Genomic DNA, 17,131 nt, shown 5'->3' with positions numbered 1-17,131 from the left:
TGCCCCTTTGCGGCGGCATTTTGGGCTTGATACCTGGAGGTGACTAAAATGGTTCATTGGCGATCGGAACACATATGGCCTGCAGAAGAACCTTTCCCTGAAAATCACAAAGGGAAACCGTGGTTGTGGATTCTGGGTGCAGGTCGGTTCGGTCGTCTTGCCATAGAACGCCTGCTTATCGACGACAGCACACACGCTGTGGTCGTAGACGGTGACCGCCAACGTTTGATGTCTCTTCCCGAACAAAACCACGTGATGAAAGTTTACGGCGACGTTTTTGTTTTTCTTTCCAACCAGAACCTGAGCGATGACCAATGGATCATTCCCGCCGTTCCGACTCATGTGGCCTACGGCTGGATTTTGATGGAGCTTGGCAAAACGGGGGTAGCCCATCGTCTGCCCGTACCTTCGGCTGTAGCTGTAGAGCCCCTTGTGCCTCATCCCCATCGCACTCCCTCGGGAACAATTTACGCCAGCCATGCCACGTTCCGCTGCCCCGATGATTGCCCGGAACCTGAAGACCACTGCACCATCACCAAGAAACCTCGACCGAAGAAACTCTATCAGACCCTTCAGAATCTTTCCATACCCTCCCTCCGCACCGTGGTCATTCAAAGCCGTCAATTAGCCCCGGGCGTTGGCGGTTACACAGGCGGCCACCTCAGGGAAGCCCTTCGGCTCATTGAATCCGCTCCCGGTTCCTATCTCGTCGCCACCAGTTGTTCGTGTCATGCGGTGATTGATGCCTTGCTATGGGAAGGTCCCTTTGAATTCAAAGAGGTTTCCGTTCCGCATGAATCTTGCCTGAAAGCCTCGCGTTCCACCTGATTCAGGTAGGCGTGCAGGCAGTCTTCAGGGCGAACGCCGTGCCTTCTGGCCAGAGCCACGAGCGCAAGAAAGCTGCGGGCTACCCATAGGGAAACCTGAGCCTTGTCAGCTCCCTGACTTTCGGTCAGGTGAGCGACGGCTTCGGAAAGAAGGGATTCCTGGCGGCTCTCAGGCAAGCCGAAAAGTTTCGGGCTCTCAACTCTGGAAAGCAGCCGTGAAGCTCGAACAAGTGCCGGTAAAGTATCAGGGACACCAAGCCCTAAGGCGGGACGTTCCTTTTTTTCCTTTTCCTTGATTTTTTCCCAGTTGGATCGAACATCTTCAGCGGTCCTTACAGACGTGTTTCCGAAAACATGAGGATGCCTTCGAATCATCTTTTCTGCAATTCGGTCACAGACGGTTTCGAGGGTGCATTGTCCGGCTTCCTCATAGAGATGGATCATGAAAAGGACCATGAAGAGAAGGTCTCCAAGCTCGTCGGCAGCTTCGTCCACAGCCCCGGCTCGAATGGCTGCAGCCGCCTCATGGGCTTCTTCAATCAAGTACGTTTGCACCGTCTCCGGGGTTTGCTGCCGATCCCATGGGCAGCCGTTTTCACCTCGAAGGCGATCGATGATCTTCCAAAGGTGTCTTACTTTATCCCAACGGTTATTGGGGTCACAGTTTGCTTGGGTTATCCCGGTTTTCTCCACGGTTTTTTAACTCCATCTTTGATTCCGGCGTCTTAGCATCCTTTTCAGGGGACAGTTTTGGCACCTTCCCGGACATGTCATTCATCCGCTCTCGAAAGCTCTTGGGTGCCGCTTCAATCAAGAACCGGCTAGCTGCCTGAGCATAGGGGAGAAGTCGAGAGTCTTTCAAAAGGTGATGGTCCGGAGGGAACAGAAAAGCCATAGCCCATACCAGCACCAGCACACCTAAGCCTCCCTTGACCAAGCCCAGAGCACCTCCAAGCAGTCGATCGGTTCCTCCCACACCTCCGCCGCGAAGCCCTCGGGATATCCAGGCTCCGGTAAGAGCCACAAGAAACCATGTGAGCACGAACAAAAGGGCGGCTGCTATGAAGGCAGGGTGAGGAAGTGACGGAAAAACAGCCGCCAGCCGCGCTCCCAAACCGGGCCCGAAACGTTGGGCCAAGAAAAAGCCTGCAACAAAGCCCATAATGCCAAAGATTTGGGAAATCGCGCCGCGCCACAACCCTCGCAGTAAAGACAAACCGAGGACAAGAATGAGAATCCAATCCAGCAAAGCCATGGTTTCCATATCCCACCACACTTTTTCTCCACGCCTGACGGACAATCATGCCGCCATCGCCAGAACCATAGTCGATTTCGCATAGAGGCTTCAATGGGTTTTCCGAAGGCGTAGACTTCAAGAAGTCATTGTCAGATCCTTCCGTGAATGCTATCTCACAAGTGCGATGGAATCTCCACGCATCACGTTTTGAGGAAAGGAACATTCTTTGTTGACTTCCCGAATTCAAAACTCCGTCGGCAGCTCAGAAACCAAAATTTTCGGCGATCCGTCTCTGCTTCAGGACCTTGCGGGGGAACGCAACAGCCATCTGAAAATCATCGAAAAACAGTTGGACGTGCGGCTCCATGTGCGAGGAACCCACGTGACCATTTCCGGGGAAAAGTCTCATGTAGCCCTGGCGCAACGAGTGCTCGACGAACTGGAAGCCCTGCTCCGCAAAGGGTACCCTCTTTATGCCTCCGACGTGCTCTACGCCGTCAGAATTCTAAGCGACAACCCCCACAGTCGCCTGGAAGACATCTTTCTGGACAAAGTGTTCGTCACCTCCAGCAAGCGGGTTATCACGCCCAAAAGCCTGAAACAGAAAGAATACATCGAGGCGATTCGCACCCACGACATTGTCTTTGGCATTGGACCTGCCGGGACAGGTAAGACTTATCTGGCTATGGCTATGGCGGTCTCGGCCCTTATGGCAGACCAGGTGCGCCGCATCATTTTGGTGAGACCCGCCGTGGAAGCCGGTGAAAAATTAGGGTTTCTTCCCGGGGATTTGGCCGAAAAGGTCAACCCTTACTTGCGACCCCTCTACGATGCGCTGCACGACATGATGGACTTCGAAAAGGCTTCCAAACTCCTGTCTCGTGGTGCGATCGAAGTGGCGCCGTTGGCCTTTATGCGGGGTCGTACTTTGAACGAGGCTTTCGTCATTTTGGATGAAGCTCAGAACACCACCAGTGAACAGATGAAGATGTTTTTGACACGCCTCGGCTTGGGTTCCAAAGCGGTGATCACCGGGGATGTCACCCAAATCGATCTACCTGAAAACAAACCGTCCGGCCTCATCGAAGCCATGGAGATTCTGCAGGGCATTCGAGGCCTTCGCTTCATTTTCTTCTCCCACGTGGATGTGGTCCGCCACCGGCTCGTCCAGGACATCATCGAAGCCTACGAAAATGCCGAGCCCAGAACTCCGTCGAGAAAAACCAACGATCATCGGTAGGCGGCCATATGGAAAAAGACAAGATCGTCGAAACTCGTCGCCTGAGCTCAGAGACGTTAGGCGGGGGATCCATCCTGCTTCAGTGGTGGAGGCATCCCGAACACGCCAAGGTGGTCCTGGTGGCGGTGTTTTCTTTGGCGGCCGCTTTGCTGATCACTCCGTCGTTTCTGAAACGGGCCCCGGTTTATCATGTGGGAGACGTGGCCACCCAAAACATTAGGGCGGATCGAGATTTTCTGGTTTTGGACCGGGAAGCCACGAACCAAAAACGAGAAGCCGCTCGTCAGGAAGCTCCCCTTATCTTTGATCTGCATGAAAAAGCAGCCCAAACTGCCGCGCTTCGACTTTCCATGGCTTTTAAAACCATGAGAGGTGCCGTCCATGAAGTCCTTCTTCAGGAAACGGAAGGCCTCATGCCGGACCATTGGCTTCAACGCTCAAAAGAATCCTTGGCCAAGAAAAAGGAAGGCCGGGAAACCCGCATGGACTCCTACCGGCACATCTTTGAAGAGGCTTTAGGCTTTCCTGTCCCTGAAAACATTTACCTTATTCTTAGCTTGCAGAACTTTTCTCAGGACTTGGAAGAAAAAGTTCGAAATTGGCTTCGCATGTGCTTTGAGGATGGTATCTTGCCCGGTCCTGAAGATCCGGACATGAAGGCCCTTCAACAGATTCAAACCACCGGCAGAACCGTTCAAGTGCGCATGATTCCATCGCTTCGAGAGCGCAGGGTGACGTCTGTCAATGAATTCCTGGACATTTATCGAGCTCGAGAAAAAGCGGCGACGAGAATTCTTCAAAACGATGGAGACGCGCATGCCTCAAGAGCCATTGCTTACCTCTGTGCCCAGCTTTTGGAACCCAATCTTTATTTTAACCGGTTGGAAACCCAAGAAGCCGAAAGGGCAGCCGCAGAAACCGTCAAGCCGGTTTATGTGCAGATTAAGAAAAACGAGATGATTATTCGGGACGGGCAAAGGCTCACCCAAGAAGATTTACAGAAGCTTGAAGCCTATGCCTTCAGTTTGCCCAAAAAGCACGCCCTGTCCGCGTTTTTGGCCATCTGGCTGTTTTCGTGCCTTTTTCTAGCCGTTCTCTGGCATGTGCTTTCCCTTCGTATTCCTTCGGTGCGCCTGGATACTAACGACTACGTGTTTCTAGCCAGCGTCCTGATTGTTATTTTGCTTTTGTGCCGTACCGCCGACTGGATCAGCGCCTCTGTGGGATCGAACCCCGGTTATTTCGACCATCGAAGCTTCCTTTATGCCGTTCCCATTGCAGCAGGGGCCATGTTGGCAAGCATTTTTTTCGGCCTTACCGTGGCTGTTTTCTTTTCGGTCGCCGTGAGCGTTTTTGCAGCCCTCGTGTGTGGTAATGATTTTCAGGTGCTTGTCTTTGCCCTTTTGGGATCCCTTGTGGGAAGCTACGGCGTCAACCCGTGCCGAAATCGCTTGGTTCCCATTCGTGCCGGGCTGCTTACCGGGGCTACCAACGCCGCCTGTCTCGCGCTTTTCGCCTTTTTTCAGGAACAAACTACTTCTGTCGCCGTTTTAACCGATGCCTTTCTCGGATTCATGGGGGGCATCGTTTCCGGTGTTCTCGCCACAGGCTTTACACCGCTTGCGGAACTTCTGTTTGGTTACACGACGGATATTCGGCTTTTGGAACTGGCCAGCATGGACCAACCGCTTCTTCAGGAACTCATGATTCAAGCCCCTGGAACCTACCATCATAGCCTTATTGTGGGCAATATGACGGAAGCCGCTGCCAAATCCATTGGGGCCAATTCCCTTCTGGCCAAAGTGGCAAGCTACTATCACGACATAGGAAAGATCAAAAAACCTCTTTATTTTATAGAAAACCAGTTTGACGGGGAAAATCGTCACGAAAAGCTGGCTCCGTCGATGAGCAGCCTTATTCTCATTTCCCATGTCAAGGATGGGGTGGAGCTGGCACGAAAACACCGTTTGGGAAAACCCATTATCGATATTATTCGTCAGCATCACGGAAAAAGTCTCATTTCATATTTCTACCAAAAGGCTCTCGAAGCTCGGGAGAAAACCAAGACGTCCAAGGGAGCAGAACTGCCTCCCATCAATATCGACGATTATCGCTATCCCGGCCCCAAACCCCAGACTAAGGAAGCCGGTCTGGTCATGCTCGCGGATATGGTCGAAGCCGCGTGCCGTTCCTTGAGTGAACCGACTCCTGCCCGCATTCAAGGCATGGTCAGCCGCCTCATAAACAATGCCTTTACCGACGGCCAGCTGGATGAATGTGAACTTACGCTTAAGGATCTGCACCAGATCGCCAAGCATTTCCATCAGATTTTGGCCACCGTTCATCATAAACGCATCGAATATCCCGGACAACTGGCTCCAGCAAAGGTCAAACCCCATGGCACAGATTCAAATCAGCGTGAATTGCGATCGGATAAAGATCGATCTGGATCGACTGCACCAAACAGCCGAACGGATCTTAAACGCCTTGGATTATAAGGATGGAGAACTGAGTCTTGTTCTGGCCGATGATGAGGAGATGGCCGATCTGAACGAAAGGTTTCGAGGAATTTGCGAACCCACCGACGTGTTGTCTTTCCCGATGAGAGAAGGGGAATTTGGAGATATCGAACCCCAAATGTTGGGAGACGTGGTCCTCGGTGTGGAAACGGCCCAGATAATGGCGCAGAAAGCTCAATGCAGCCTGGAAGAAATCCTGGATCTCCTTCTCATTCACGGTATCCTGCATCTGATGGGCTACGATCACGGTACCGTTCAGGAAGCGCGCACCATGGAAGCCCTGACATGGCAGATTTTGGGGGCTCTCGGGCACGAACCGGCACGTTTTGCTTGGTATCGAACGGATTTTGCCGAAGAAGCAAAGGAGGGATAGGACGTGGCGAGGTTGGCCGTCAATGTGGATCATGTGGCGACGGTCCGTCAGGCCCGCTTGGCAACAGAACCCGACCCGGTCCTTGCAGCCGCTTTGGCGGAGTTGGCCGGTGCCCAGGGAATCGTGGTCCATCTTCGGGAAGACCGACGCCACATTCAGGACCGGGATGTGGAAATTTTACGTCAAACCGTAAAGACACGACTCAATCTGGAAATGGCCGCCACCCCGGAGATGATCGAAACAGCTCTACGTATCAAGCCCGATCTCGTGACGCTTGTTCCTGAAAGGCGTCAGGAATTGACAACGGAGGGCGGCCTGGACGTGGTCCTTTATGAAGATTCTCTGGCCGAAACCATCACGCGCCTGCATCAGGGCGGCATTTCGGTGAGTTTGTTTGTGAATCCGGACCCTAAACACGTTAAAACAGCGGCAAAAATCGATGCCGACTGTGTCGAAATCCATACAGGCTCCTTTGCCGAAGCCAAAACTTATGCGCAGAGGCAAGAAGAGTTTGAACGCCTTTTGGATGCCGCCAAACTTGCCGCAAAGATCGGGTTGATTGTTCATGCAGGGCACGGGGTGGATTATCGAAACATCCTGTGGCTTCGAGCGATCAAGGAAATTGAAGAATTCAGTATCGGCCACGCCATTATTGCTCGAGCCGTTCTGGTCGGCATGGAACGGGCCGTGCGGGAAATGGTCTCCTTGGTGCAAGGTTCATGAAGATCTACGGCATCGGTATTGACCTCGTCCGCATCGATCGCATCGAGGCTGGGCTTGTTCGCTGGGGTAACCGATTTCTTGAAAGGGTTTTCACCCAAAGCGAGCAGCAATCCTGTCAGGCCAGGAAAAATAAAGCAGCTTGTTTTGCCATGCGCTTCGCCGCCAAAGAAGCCTTCGCCAAGGCCTTGGGAACCGGTATCCGTTCCCCATTTCTTTGGAAAGACATGGAAGTGCTTCATCTTGGCTCAGGCAGACCCGTTATCAATCTTTCTCAAAGAGCTCGCGCATTCGTTGATGAACTCGGCATTCACGCCTGGCATGTAAGTCTCACCGACGATGGATTGTACGGCGCAGCTATCGTGGTTTTAGAAACTGTGGATTCCAGTCCTCAAGATGGACTATGTCGGAGACATCAGCCATGATTCTTGTGACCGCTCAAGAGATGGCAGAATTGGACCGGCGAACCATTGAAGAGGTTGGCATTCCCGGTGCGGTCCTTATGGAAAACGCCGCTCGAGGAGCCTTGGCCTTTTTTGAACGGGTCATTCCTGACTTGACACATCGTCGGGTGGTGGTCCTTGCCGGAACCGGCAATAATGCCGGGGACGGATTCGTCATTGCCCGTCTGTTACACGGCAAAGGAGCCTGGGTGCGGGTGGTGTGCCTACGACCGGCGGACCGGCTTCGCGGGGACGCTCTGCTCAATTACAGGATTCTGGAAAACATCGGTGTGCGCCCTTCACATTGGGACGAAAGCGCGGACTTTTCGTCTCAGTTTTCTTTAATCCGCGAAGCCGATGTGATTATTGACGCGCTTTTGGGAACGGGGCTCTCTAATCCTGTCCAAGGTCTTTACCGCGATATTATCGAAGCCGTGAACGCCTTGCAAAAACCCGTTCTGGCCGTGGATGTCCCCTCCGGTCTGGACGCTTCCACGGGAAAAGTGTTGGGCGCGGCTCTTCGTGCCACAGCAACGGCCACTTTCGGGCTGCCCAAAGTGGGCCAAAGAATCGGTCAGGGAGACGCCCTGGTAGGCGCGCTTCATGTGGTGGACATCGGCATTCCAGATTGTGTGGTGGCCTCTGCAGGAATCCAACGCTGGTGGCTGGATGAAAATCTCTGCCGCCGGTGGCTTGAACCTCGCCCTCCAGAAACCCACAAAGGTCGAGCAGGCCACGTTTGTCTTCTTTCCGGATCTCCGGGAAAAACCGGAGCGGCAACCTTGGCATCTCTTGGGGCCGCACGCGTTGGAGCGGGACTTGTGACTTTATTTGTTCCCCGCTCCCTGAACCCGATCCTCGAAGTTAAACTCACCGAGGCCATGACTTTCCCTATCGCCGAAACTTCGGAACAGAGCGCGGCCGCGACGGCCGAATCCGAGATCCTAAGCTTTCTTCAGGGAAAGCAAGCTCTTGCCGTCGGCCCTGGCATTTCGTTGCACCAAGAAACCAAACAATTGCTGTTCAACCTCATCTCCCGAGCCCCATGTCCTCTGGTGCTGGATGCGGATGCCCTCACCCTTGTGGCCGAGGCTCCGGAAAGTCTTCGGTCGGCACCAATGCCTGTGATCCTCACCCCTCACCCCGGAGAAATGGCTCGGCTCATGGCATGCCCTGTCCCCGAGATTCAGGCGAACCGCCTTGAAGTGAGCCAGGAATTCAGTCAGAAATACGGGGTCATCGTCCTTCTCAAAGGACATCGCACTGTCATTGCAGCTCCTGATGGCAAAATGGCGATCAACGGGTCCGGCACCCCTGCGATGGCTTCGGGGGGCATGGGGGATGTCCTTACGGGCATGATCGCCGGTTTTCTTGCCCAAGGTTTTGAGCCTTTTCAAGCAACCTGCCTGGCGGCCTTCATTCATGGCAAGGCGGCGGAAAAGGCGTGTCGGAATCAGACAACTCGAGGGCTTCTGGCTTCTGACTTGCTCGAAGAAATCCCTTTTGTTATCGGGGATCTGGAAACTCCATGAACCTTGTTCTTTGCTTGGACTCCCATGATCCAGAATTTTCTCTGGCTTTGGGCAAGGCCATTGGAAAGAGGCTGGAAGCCGGGGACGTGGTGGCTTTGTGGGGAGAGCTGGGCGCGGGAAAAACTTTGCTCACGCGAGGTATCGCCATCGGGCTCGGCATTCCCGAAGAAACTCCCATTACAAGTCCCACCTTTACCATCATCAATGAATACGAAGGTCGGCTGCACCTGTACCACATAGACTGTTACCGCATCGGGGATCCCGAAGAAATGGAAACACTTCCCTGGAGGGAAGCGCTCTTCGGTCCTAGTGTAGCTGTCGTGGAATGGCCGGAAAGATTAGGAACTTTGCTACCTGAGACACGCATCGATATTTTTTTGGAAATCCTTGGACCCACCTCCCGCCGACTACGCCTCGTTTTTCGCACCGATAATTTAAAGGGCCGTTTCGCCGATCTTCTAAACTTCGTCTAAGGCCGATTAAGATTGGCTGTCTTGGGCCTCCATGTTCCTAAACATGCCGGAATGAAAAAGCTTTCGAAAATGATAACCGTAAACCAGGACGGTCACCACATCGGTGAGGCTTGAACGATAGTGGAGGAACGTTTCCTTGAGAATCTTCCAAAAGCAGGCTCGAGCGTCCTTGGAGTCTCGAATACCTAGGTACCACAGGGAACGCAAGAAGGTGACAAAGTCATTTTTTTCCAAAGCCGCCTTGGCCTGAGGTCGATAAGATTCCAGGAACGCTTTGATGCGCTCATAGTACATGTGGGGAGAATAAATGGTGTCCATGACCCAACGGTAACCTTCGACGATCTTCTGTCGATCCATTTTCGGAATAAAATTCAAGGTGCCCTCAATGCTGGTGTTGTCCCCGTTGGGTCTGAACAGAAGGCGCCCTTCCCGTTCAAGCCTCTTATAAAGCCGTGTTTCGGGAACCGCTGTTAATAATCCGATCATAGCTGTGACCACCCCGGTGGATTGGACAAAATGAACCTGCTTTTGGAAAATGTCCGGAGGATCATTATCGAAACCAATGATGAAGCCACCCATGACGGCTAAGCCGTTTTCTTGAATGATGCGAACCGATTCATCTAACGGTCGACGAAGATTTTGACCTTTGCCGCATTCCTTTAAGCTTTCGGTAGCAGGCGTCTCCAGTCCCAGGAAGACCTTGTTGAAACCGGCCCGAACCATAAGCTCCATGAGTTCCATGTCTTCCGCCAAGTCCACGGAGGCTTCCGTATAAAAGCTGAACTTCCAGCCTCGACGCTCCTGCCACCGAATGATGTGCTCCAATACATTTTTGACTCGATGCTTGTTTCCGATGAAATTGTCATCCACAATGAAGACGGACCCGCGCCATTTCCTGGAGTAAAGAGCTTCCAACTCGTCGATCATCTGCTCCGGGGATTTGGTGCGCGGCTTCCTGCCGTTGAGGACGATAATATCGCAAAATTCACAGTTAAACGGACATCCTCGAGAATACTGCACACACATGCTGGCGTAATCTTTGAGACGAATGAGGTCCCATGAAGGCAAAGGCGTCTGGTCCAGATCCGGATGTTCATCGGTTCGATACAAACGCCGTGCACGCCCTGCTTCCAAGTCGGCGACGAGCTCGGGAACAATCTTTTCCCCTTCCCCGATGACCACGTGGGCCACATCCGTAAACTCGTCGGCATAGCCGTAAAACAAGGGCCCGCCTCCCGCCACGGGTACCCCGAGCGCCGAACATCGCCGCACCACCTCTTTGGTGGATCGGCGCTGCGCGATCATGGCGCTCACAAAAACATAATCCGCCCACAGAATATCTTGGTCGTTCAAGCGCCGTGTGTTCATGTCCACCACCCTTTTTTCCCAATGCTCGGGCAAGAGAGCAGCCACCGTCAAAAGCCCCAAGGGAGGAAAAGCCGCTTTGCGGCGCACGATGCGCAAAGCATGCCTAAAACTCCAAAACGTTTCGGCAACCTCCGGGTAAACCAAAAGGACCTTCATGAGTACTCTCCTTCAGTATGCTCTCTGTGACACGTGGAAAATCCCAAGCCCTAAAGGGGGGACATTACGAAACTCATTGTAGAAACTTTTAACAAGAAGGTTCGAAGAAAGTCGAGTGTCTTTTTCGTAACAAAAGCCAAAGACGACCTTTGTGCCGGATCCTGTAGCAAGGTCCAACCTCGCTGTTTCCTGCAGGACCAAAAAATTTCTTCGAAAACAATGAGTTCCACGAAGATTGTTCGCCCCTAAGCCGGTTCCTCAGGAGCGGACCGATGTGTCCGCCCCCCTACCCCAACCCCTGTGGAGGCGGATCGGCTTGTTTGCCAAAAAAAGAATGAAGTTATATCTTTAAGGGCGACACACCGGTGCGCCACTCCAGACGTAAACTGCATTTTTTTGATTTCTGATTCGGCTTGTACGTTGGGCGGCCAGATGGAATCCTGAGTCATTGACTTCTACGACCCTTCACGTTAGCGTGCGGGCTCTTAGAAGATCGATTTCATGTGATGTGGAGGTTTTGGCCATGGCTGTGACAAAGGTGGTCATTTCCGTTCTCGGATCGGACAGACCGGGAATCGTCGCCGCCGTTTCTCGAGTCCTTTCTGAAAATAGATGTAATATCGAAGATGTCAGTCAGACCATTCTTCAATCCGAGTTTGCGGGGGTTTTTATCGCGTCGTTACCCGAAGAACTGTCCATGAAGTCTCTCGAGGAAAAGCTCGCGGAAAACCTTACGCCTCTGGGACTTGCCGTCCTACTCAAACCCGTTCAGGAATCAGAGCGTTACCAGGCACCGCCAAGCCAACCTTTCGTTGTCACCACCATCGGACCTGATCGTTTGGGCCTTGTGGCCGGCATCACGGAGGTTATGGCTCGGTTTGGCGTCAACATCACGAACCTGCGTGCCGCTTTTCGAGGCGGGAGCGATCCTCGACGCAACGTGATGATTTACGAGGTGGACATCCCTGTGCATATCGACCAGCAGGCCTTTCGCAAAGCCCTTCGCCAAAGGGCGGAGGATTTGGGGCTGGATCTGAGCCTTCAGCATCGGGACATTTTTGAGGCTATTCATCGAATTTGATTTTGATGAACAACACCCAAAAATTCGCGTCAGGAGTTTATCTTAGGTATGCTTTCGGACCGTGAAATTCTCTCAACTCTGGAAATGCTTCGAAGTGAGCATTTGGATGTGCGTACGGTGACCCTGGGCGTGAGCCTCTTTGATTGTGCCGATCCTGATGTTCATGCTTTCTGTGATAAAGTCCGGCAGAAAATTGTTCGCCTCGCCCAAAATTTGGTGTCGGTTTGCGATGATGTCGGGGACAAATACGGGATTCCGGTGGTCAACAAACGTGTCGCTGTCAGTCCCATTGCCGTTGTGGGCGCTTCCCTTGGGCGTGAAGACCTGGTGAAGGTGGCTCAAACCCTTGATGAAGCAGCTCGAACGGTTCGAGTGGATTTCATCGGCGGTTTCAGCGCTCTAGTGGAGAAAGGATTTACAAACGGAGATGTAAGCCTGATAGACGCCATTCCGGAGGCTCTCGCTCAGACCGAACGCGTGTGCGCCTCGGTCAATGTGGCCGCCACCAAAGCCGGAATCAACATGGACGCCGTTTATATGATGGGTCACGTTATCAAGCGCACGGCCGAAGCTACAGCGCACGCTGACGGCATCGGGTGTGCCAAGCTGTGCGTTTTTGCCAACATTCCTCCAGATATTCCTTTCATGGCCGGAGCTTACTTGGGTATCGGCGAACCAGAGTGTGTGATCAATGTGGGGGTAAGCGGTCCTGGGGTGGTACGAAAAGCCATTGATCGCGCCAGAAGAGCCAATCCAGGGCTGGATCTGGGACAACTGGCCGAAGTCATCAAACGCACGGCTTTCAAAGTGACCAGCGTGGGTGAACTTATCGGCCGGGAGGTGGCCCGAAAACTTGGAATTCCCTTTGGTGTGGTGGATCTGAGCCTTGCACCAACCCCAAATGTCGGAGACAGTGTGGGAGAAATATTTCAAAGCTTGGGTCTGAAAAGCATCGGTGTTCCGGGATCCACCGCCGTTTTGGCCATGCTCAACGATGCCGTAAAAAAGGGTGGGGCCTTCGCCAGTAGCTATGTGGGAGGCCTAAGCGGCGCTTTCATTCCCGTCAGCGAAGATCTCAACATTTCAGAAGCGGCTCGGAAGGGGCACCTCAGTTTGGAAAAATTGGAAGCCATGACCAGCGTCTGTTCTGTGGGCTTGGACATGGTGGCCCTTCCTGGGGACACGTCCGCGGAAACCCTGGCCGCCATTATCGCCGACGAAATGGCCATCGGGGTCATCAATCGAAAGACCACGGCAACACGTCTTATCCCTGTGCCTGGGAAAAAAGCGGGAGAAAAAGCCTTCTTTGGGGGGCTTCTGGGAGAAGCCACCATCATTCCCGTACCCAACGGGGAACTTTCCTCGGAATTCATTCGGTTAGGTGGTCGAATCCCCGCACCCGTGCAAAGCCTTAATAATTAGGGGCATGTTCGAGAACTGGCAATACCGAGTTCTTTAATACCATTTCAAGGTAGGGGCGAGGCGCCTCGCCCCTACAAGCCAAAAGGTGGGTTCTGCTAGGACTGCGGGTGCCCCCCGGACAAAAAGATGATCGACTTTAGAAACGCCGAGGCTCGATTTTCAAGCCCCCTTCTTCTCCTGGAGTTTTTCTTCCAAGTACATTTTGTAATTGATGCTGTCCACCAAAGCCTGCCAGCTGGCTTCCAAAATATCGTGGGACACTCCCACGGTTCCCCAATGTTCCTTGCCGTCGTGGGATTCGATCAATACCCGTACCTTGGAAGCTGTTCCCTCCTTTCCGGGAAGCACTCGAACCCTGTAGTCGGTTAGTTCCATGCCCTTGAGTTCCGGGTAAAACTTTTCCAGAGCCTTGCGCAACGCGTTGTCCAAAGCGTTCACAGGTCCGTTGCCCAAAGCCGCCGTGTGTTCTTCTTGTCCCCCCACACGCACTCGAATGGTAGCTTCGGAGACAGGATCTCCATCTTCACTCAATTTTTGATCCACCACTCGATAGCCGATCAGTTCAAAGTACTTCTTGAAACGGCCCATGGCCCGGTTGATAAGGAGCTCAAAGCTGGCTTCCGCGGCTTCAAACTGGTAGCCTTGGTGTTCCAATTCCTTGATCTGATTGAGCACTTCCAAGGCCACGGGATCCTTGGAAGAAATGGGAATGCCGTATTCCATGGATTTACGCTGCACCGCCGCACGTCCGGACAGGTCGGAAATGAGAAATCGCCTTTTGTTCCCTACCAGAGCCGGATCGATGTGTTCATAGGTGGCCGGATGACGTTCCACCGCGCTGATATGAACCCCTCCCTTATGGGCGAAGGCGCTGCGCCCCACATAAGGCTGGTACCGATTAGGCGGCACGTTGGCGATCTCTAAAATAAACCGGCTGACTTGTCGAAGCTTTCGTAAATCTTCGGCACCCAAGCATGGAATGTTCATCTTCAGGCATAAGGCTGGAATGATGGAACAGAGGTTCGCATTGCCGCAGCGTTCCCCGACACCGTTGAACGTTCCCTGAACTTGGGTCACGCCCATCTCCACCGCCGCCAGCGAATTGGCCACGGCCAGTTCGGAATCGTTATGGGCATGAATCCCAAGAGGTATGTTGGGTAGACGCTCTTTAACCGCCCTTATCGCTTGTTGAATGAAAGACGGCAGGTTCCCTCCATTGGTGTCACATAAAACCAAGCACTCAGCCCCACCCTCCACGGCTTTTTCCAAAGTGGCCAACGCATACTCCGCATTGTCTCGAAACCCGTCAAAGAAATGCTCGGCATCGTAAAACAATGTGGGCACCTGAGGCCTCAAAAAAGCCAAACTGTCTCGAATAATCTCTAGGTTCTTTTGAAGCGTGGTCCTCAGGGCCTCCTTGACATGCACCGTCCAGCTCTTTCCGAAAATGGTCACCACAGGCGTTTTGGCTTGGACCAAAGCCTGTAGGTTGGCATCGTGCTCAGGACGCTTCGAAGGGTGATGCGTGGACCCAAAGGCGGCAATTTTCGCCCGTTTCAACTCATAATTTCGAATCTCAGAAAAAAATTCCTCGTCCTTGGGATTGGACCCAGGCCATCCTCCCTCGATGTAGTGAATACCCAAATCGTCCAATTTCAGGGCTACACGAATCTTGTCCGTCAAAGACAAGTTGAAATCTTCCGCCTGGGTTCCGTCCCTCAGAGTGGTGTCGTAAAGAAACACTTGACTCGGCAGCATTGGGCACCTCAATGCCTAGGGTTAAAAAACATGTCCTGTTAATAAGTTTGATTCAGCTCCGTTCAGGAGCCGAGGAATTGAATGAACTTATACAGAAGATGGCGGTCAAAAGAAAGCCTCATCTCACTTTGCATAAGCTTGAGGGCTTTAAAAGGAGTCACGGCTTTCTTATAGGGACGATGGGTGGTGAGAGCGTCAAAGCAGTCGCAAATGTGGAGCACTCGAGCAAAGGGGTGGATTTCGGATCCCTTGAGACCCTGCGGATATCCTGTTCCGTCCATAGACTCGTGATGCTCACGCACGGCAGCCAACTGGTCTGTGTTCATCCATCCCATGGTCTCCAAATGCTCGTAAGCGGTTTGAGGATGCCGTAAAATATAGGCAAATTCTTCCCGAGTCAGGGACGAAGGTTTCAAGAGAATTCGACTATCCACCCATACCTTGCCGATGTCATGAAACAAGCCGGCCACGCCGAGTCGAACCACATCCTCCCGGCGCCAACCCAAATGACCGCAAAAAGCCATGGCCATCATGGATACCTGAAGACTATGATTGAACGTCTCGTAATGATTCATAAAGACACGATAAATGACCGAAATACTCACCTTTTTTGCATGAAGAAACCCAAGAAGGGCGTCAGCCCATTGAGACGCCTTTTCCACAAATTGCCCATCGTATACATCATGAAAGATATGACGTGCGATAAATTCTCCATAATTATAAAAGACCAAGGCCTTTTGCCAATTGGGAGTGACCTCGTCTTCGGCCAGGACTTCCATAATTTCTTGAAAGTATTCGTCAAGCCCTTCCGTCTCATGGGCTTCGGCATAGAGCTCCTCAATACGCTGCTCTTTGAGAGTCACTCTCCAAGCATCCGAGTAAAACTGACCTCGATCCAAAACCTTCACGAAGGTAGGCAGCTCTTCTCCCTTAGCCAAGACCGGAACATAAAGGTTGCACGGGACCATGAAGTCCGGGATCAGGTATTTGATTGGAAAGACCACGTAACCTAGCTCTTCAAAGGTGATCGATCCAGACAGGGATTGTTTCCTGGCTTTTCGAAAATCCAGTGCCTCAAACCTGCTTTCCGCCACCGCAGCCGATCCCGTCATATCCACCACCCTCGCTACAATCCCTTCTCCCCGTGCCCCTCACGAATCCAGCTCATTCAGAAAGGTGCATTTGATCTCGCCGCCTGTTGCCCATGTTCTTGGCACAACATCCTGCTTTCTTGTTATCGGCAGCTTTCCAAAAAATCTTAAACTTTTCTTAGCCATATTCAGTTGTTACTCGACCATGGCGGTAGACTTTACGGAAAAGAGCTTTCCGCCCTCACGGGTTACAGACTGCGACGATAGCCGACAAAACGAAAAACGTCGCTCATCACTTCTTCGTAGTCTTTCTTGAGACGTTCATAGAGGCGTGCGTTCTCAATGGCGATCCCTCCCAATTCTCCGAGAGCCTCCACGAAGGCCAGGTCATCCTTTTGGAAGCTTTTCGGTGCATCCGTGTAAAGGCGAAGAACACCGATGACACGACCCTTGACTTTGAGCGGCACTGAGCAGATGCTGACAATCCCCTCTCTTTTGGCCGCCTCCCCGTATTGGGCCCGAGGGTCTGTGGCCGCATCATCAATGACCACGGTTCGTCCTTGAAGAGATTCCGCCAGGCTTTGGTCGGCATCCACCGGCCCTTTATGAATGTAGGCGTCGCTCAAACCGAAACTGGCTGCCAGCTCCAGGGTTCTGCCTTTGGGATCCAGAAGGCGAACGGCACAGGCCTTCACCCCCAGCACCCTTGGAATGGTTTGCACCATGGCCTGAAGCACATTGTGAACGTCCAGGGAACCGCTCACCACTTGCACCATTTCTCGAAAGGCTTCAAAGTACGATCTTTCCTTTGTCATCGTCACCTCCCTAGTTGTGGTCAAAACCACCGCCTTCTGCCCTCCCCCTTCCTAGTCTCACTTACTTCACCATCTT

General features: G+C 52.7%; 16 protein-coding genes. 10 read left to right on the top strand and 6 right to left on the bottom strand.

The window, feature by feature from the left end; all coding sequences use genetic code 11:
• The first annotated feature begins 48 nt into the window (after positions 1-48).
• A complete protein-coding gene (locus WHS46_00700; protein MEJ5347193.1) occupies positions 49-828 on the top strand; it encodes a hypothetical protein in 780 nt (259 codons plus the stop codon).
• Here WHS46_00700 and WHS46_00695 read toward each other — a convergent pair.
• Complete coding sequence (locus WHS46_00695; GenBank protein MEJ5347192.1) at positions 729-1,520, bottom strand: MazG nucleotide pyrophosphohydrolase domain-containing protein; 792 nt, start codon at positions 1,518-1,520, stop codon at positions 729-731. The genes WHS46_00700 and WHS46_00695 overlap by 100 nt on opposite strands.
• On the bottom strand, positions 1,486-2,103 hold the full coding sequence (locus WHS46_00690) for a CvpA family protein (protein ID MEJ5347191.1): 618 nt from the start codon (positions 2,101-2,103) through the stop codon (positions 1,486-1,488). The genes WHS46_00695 and WHS46_00690 overlap by 35 nt, the downstream gene beginning before the upstream one ends.
• A gap of 187 nt (positions 2,104-2,290) precedes the next feature.
• Here WHS46_00690 and WHS46_00685 point away from each other — a divergent pair, with 187 nt between their 5' ends.
• Genes WHS46_00685 through tsaE form a run of 7 tightly spaced genes read left to right on the top strand, consistent with a single transcriptional unit; the run spans position 2,291 to position 9,364 of the window.
• Complete coding sequence (locus WHS46_00685) at positions 2,291-3,304, top strand: PhoH family protein (GenBank protein MEJ5347190.1); 1,014 nt, start codon at positions 2,291-2,293, stop codon at positions 3,302-3,304.
• 8 nt (positions 3,305-3,312) lie between these two features.
• The gene (locus WHS46_00680) at positions 3,313-5,802 is read left to right on the top strand and encodes an HDIG domain-containing metalloprotein (GenBank protein ID MEJ5347189.1); all 2,490 of its coding nucleotides are present in this window, start codon (positions 3,313-3,315) and stop codon (positions 5,800-5,802) included.
• The gene (ybeY, locus tag WHS46_00675) at positions 5,792-6,196 is read left to right on the top strand and encodes an rRNA maturation RNase YbeY (protein ID MEJ5347188.1); all 405 of its coding nucleotides are present in this window, start codon (positions 5,792-5,794) and stop codon (positions 6,194-6,196) included. The genes WHS46_00680 and ybeY overlap by 11 nt, the downstream gene beginning before the upstream one ends.
• 3 nt (positions 6,197-6,199) lie before the next feature.
• On the top strand, positions 6,200-6,919 hold the full coding sequence (locus tag WHS46_00670) for a pyridoxine 5'-phosphate synthase (GenBank protein ID MEJ5347187.1): 720 nt from the start codon (positions 6,200-6,202) through the stop codon (positions 6,917-6,919).
• Positions 6,916-7,341, top strand: a complete 426-nt coding sequence (acpS, locus tag WHS46_00665; protein ID MEJ5347186.1) for a holo-ACP synthase — start codon at positions 6,916-6,918, stop codon at positions 7,339-7,341. The genes WHS46_00670 and acpS overlap by 4 nt, the downstream gene beginning before the upstream one ends.
• Positions 7,338-8,891 (top strand): NAD(P)H-hydrate dehydratase, encoded by a 1,554-nt coding sequence (locus WHS46_00660; protein ID MEJ5347185.1) that lies wholly within the window; start codon positions 7,338-7,340, stop codon positions 8,889-8,891. Before acpS ends, WHS46_00660 begins: the two co-directional genes overlap by 4 nt.
• On the top strand, positions 8,888-9,364 hold the full coding sequence (gene tsaE / locus WHS46_00655) for a tRNA (adenosine(37)-N6)-threonylcarbamoyltransferase complex ATPase subunit type 1 TsaE (protein MEJ5347184.1): 477 nt from the start codon (positions 8,888-8,890) through the stop codon (positions 9,362-9,364). Before WHS46_00660 ends, tsaE begins: the two co-directional genes overlap by 4 nt.
• 6 nt (positions 9,365-9,370) lie before the next feature.
• Here the strand turns inward: tsaE and WHS46_00650 are convergent, their stop codons facing one another.
• Complete coding sequence (locus WHS46_00650) at positions 9,371-10,888, bottom strand: B12-binding domain-containing radical SAM protein (protein MEJ5347183.1); 1,518 nt, start codon at positions 10,886-10,888, stop codon at positions 9,371-9,373.
• Between the two features lie 523 nt (positions 10,889-11,411).
• On the opposite strand from WHS46_00650, the gene WHS46_00645 reads away from it, so the two are divergent.
• Both WHS46_00645 and WHS46_00640 read left to right on the top strand, forming a co-directional pair.
• The gene (locus tag WHS46_00645; GenBank protein ID MEJ5347182.1) at positions 11,412-11,969 is read left to right on the top strand and encodes an ACT domain-containing protein; all 558 of its coding nucleotides are present in this window, start codon (positions 11,412-11,414) and stop codon (positions 11,967-11,969) included.
• 48 nt (positions 11,970-12,017) lie between these two features.
• Entirely contained in the window at positions 12,018-13,391 is a 1,374-nt protein-coding gene (locus WHS46_00640) for a PFL family protein (protein ID MEJ5347181.1), read from the top strand.
• A 159-nt stretch (positions 13,392-13,550) separates the two neighbouring features.
• Here the strand turns inward: WHS46_00640 and cimA are convergent, their stop codons facing one another.
• The 3 genes from cimA to WHS46_00625 form a co-directional block, all read right to left on the bottom strand.
• Entirely contained in the window at positions 13,551-15,149 is a 1,599-nt protein-coding gene (cimA, locus tag WHS46_00635; GenBank protein MEJ5347180.1) for a citramalate synthase, read from the bottom strand.
• 62 nt (positions 15,150-15,211) lie between these two features.
• Positions 15,212-16,261 (bottom strand): HD domain-containing phosphohydrolase, encoded by a 1,050-nt coding sequence (locus WHS46_00630; GenBank protein MEJ5347179.1) that lies wholly within the window; start codon positions 16,259-16,261, stop codon positions 15,212-15,214.
• Between the two features lie 227 nt (positions 16,262-16,488).
• Positions 16,489-17,055, bottom strand: coding sequence for a GAF domain-containing protein (locus WHS46_00625; GenBank protein ID MEJ5347178.1), 567 nt, complete (start codon positions 17,053-17,055; stop codon positions 16,489-16,491).
• Between the last annotated feature and the right edge of the window lie 76 nt (positions 17,056-17,131).

The organism is Desulfosoma sp. (assembly GCA_037481875.1).
Lineage (GTDB): Bacteria > Desulfobacterota > Syntrophobacteria > Syntrophobacterales > DSM-9756 > Desulfosoma.
The sequence above is the reverse complement of the archived record's forward strand: the minus strand, read 5'-3'. Positions and strand labels throughout refer to the sequence as shown.

Excerpts from the sequence above, each read along its gene's own strand:
- WHS46_00700 (MEJ5347193.1), top strand. The coding sequence starts at position 49 with ATGGTTCATTGGCGATCGGAACACATATGGCCTGCAGAAGAACCTTTC.
- WHS46_00680 (MEJ5347189.1), top strand. The coding sequence starts at position 3,313 with ATGGAAAAAGACAAGATCGTCGAAACTCGTCGCCTGAGCTCAGAGACG.
- acpS (MEJ5347186.1), top strand. The coding sequence starts at position 6,916 with ATGAAGATCTACGGCATCGGTATTGACCTCGTCCGCATCGATCGCATC.
- WHS46_00660 (MEJ5347185.1), top strand. The coding sequence starts at position 7,338 with ATGATTCTTGTGACCGCTCAAGAGATGGCAGAATTGGACCGGCGAACC.
- tsaE (MEJ5347184.1), top strand. The coding sequence starts at position 8,888 with ATGAACCTTGTTCTTTGCTTGGACTCCCATGATCCAGAATTTTCTCTG.
- WHS46_00650 (MEJ5347183.1), bottom strand. The coding sequence starts at position 10,888 with ATGAAGGTCCTTTTGGTTTACCCGGAGGTTGCCGAAACGTTTTGGAGT.
- WHS46_00645 (MEJ5347182.1), top strand. The coding sequence starts at position 11,412 with ATGGCTGTGACAAAGGTGGTCATTTCCGTTCTCGGATCGGACAGACCG.
- WHS46_00640 (MEJ5347181.1), top strand. The coding sequence starts at position 12,018 with ATGCTTTCGGACCGTGAAATTCTCTCAACTCTGGAAATGCTTCGAAGT.
- cimA (MEJ5347180.1), bottom strand. The coding sequence starts at position 15,149 with ATGCTGCCGAGTCAAGTGTTTCTTTACGACACCACTCTGAGGGACGGA.
- WHS46_00630 (MEJ5347179.1), bottom strand. The coding sequence starts at position 16,261 with ATGACGGGATCGGCTGCGGTGGCGGAAAGCAGGTTTGAGGCACTGGAT.
- WHS46_00625 (MEJ5347178.1), bottom strand. The coding sequence starts at position 17,055 with ATGACAAAGGAAAGATCGTACTTTGAAGCCTTTCGAGAAATGGTGCAA.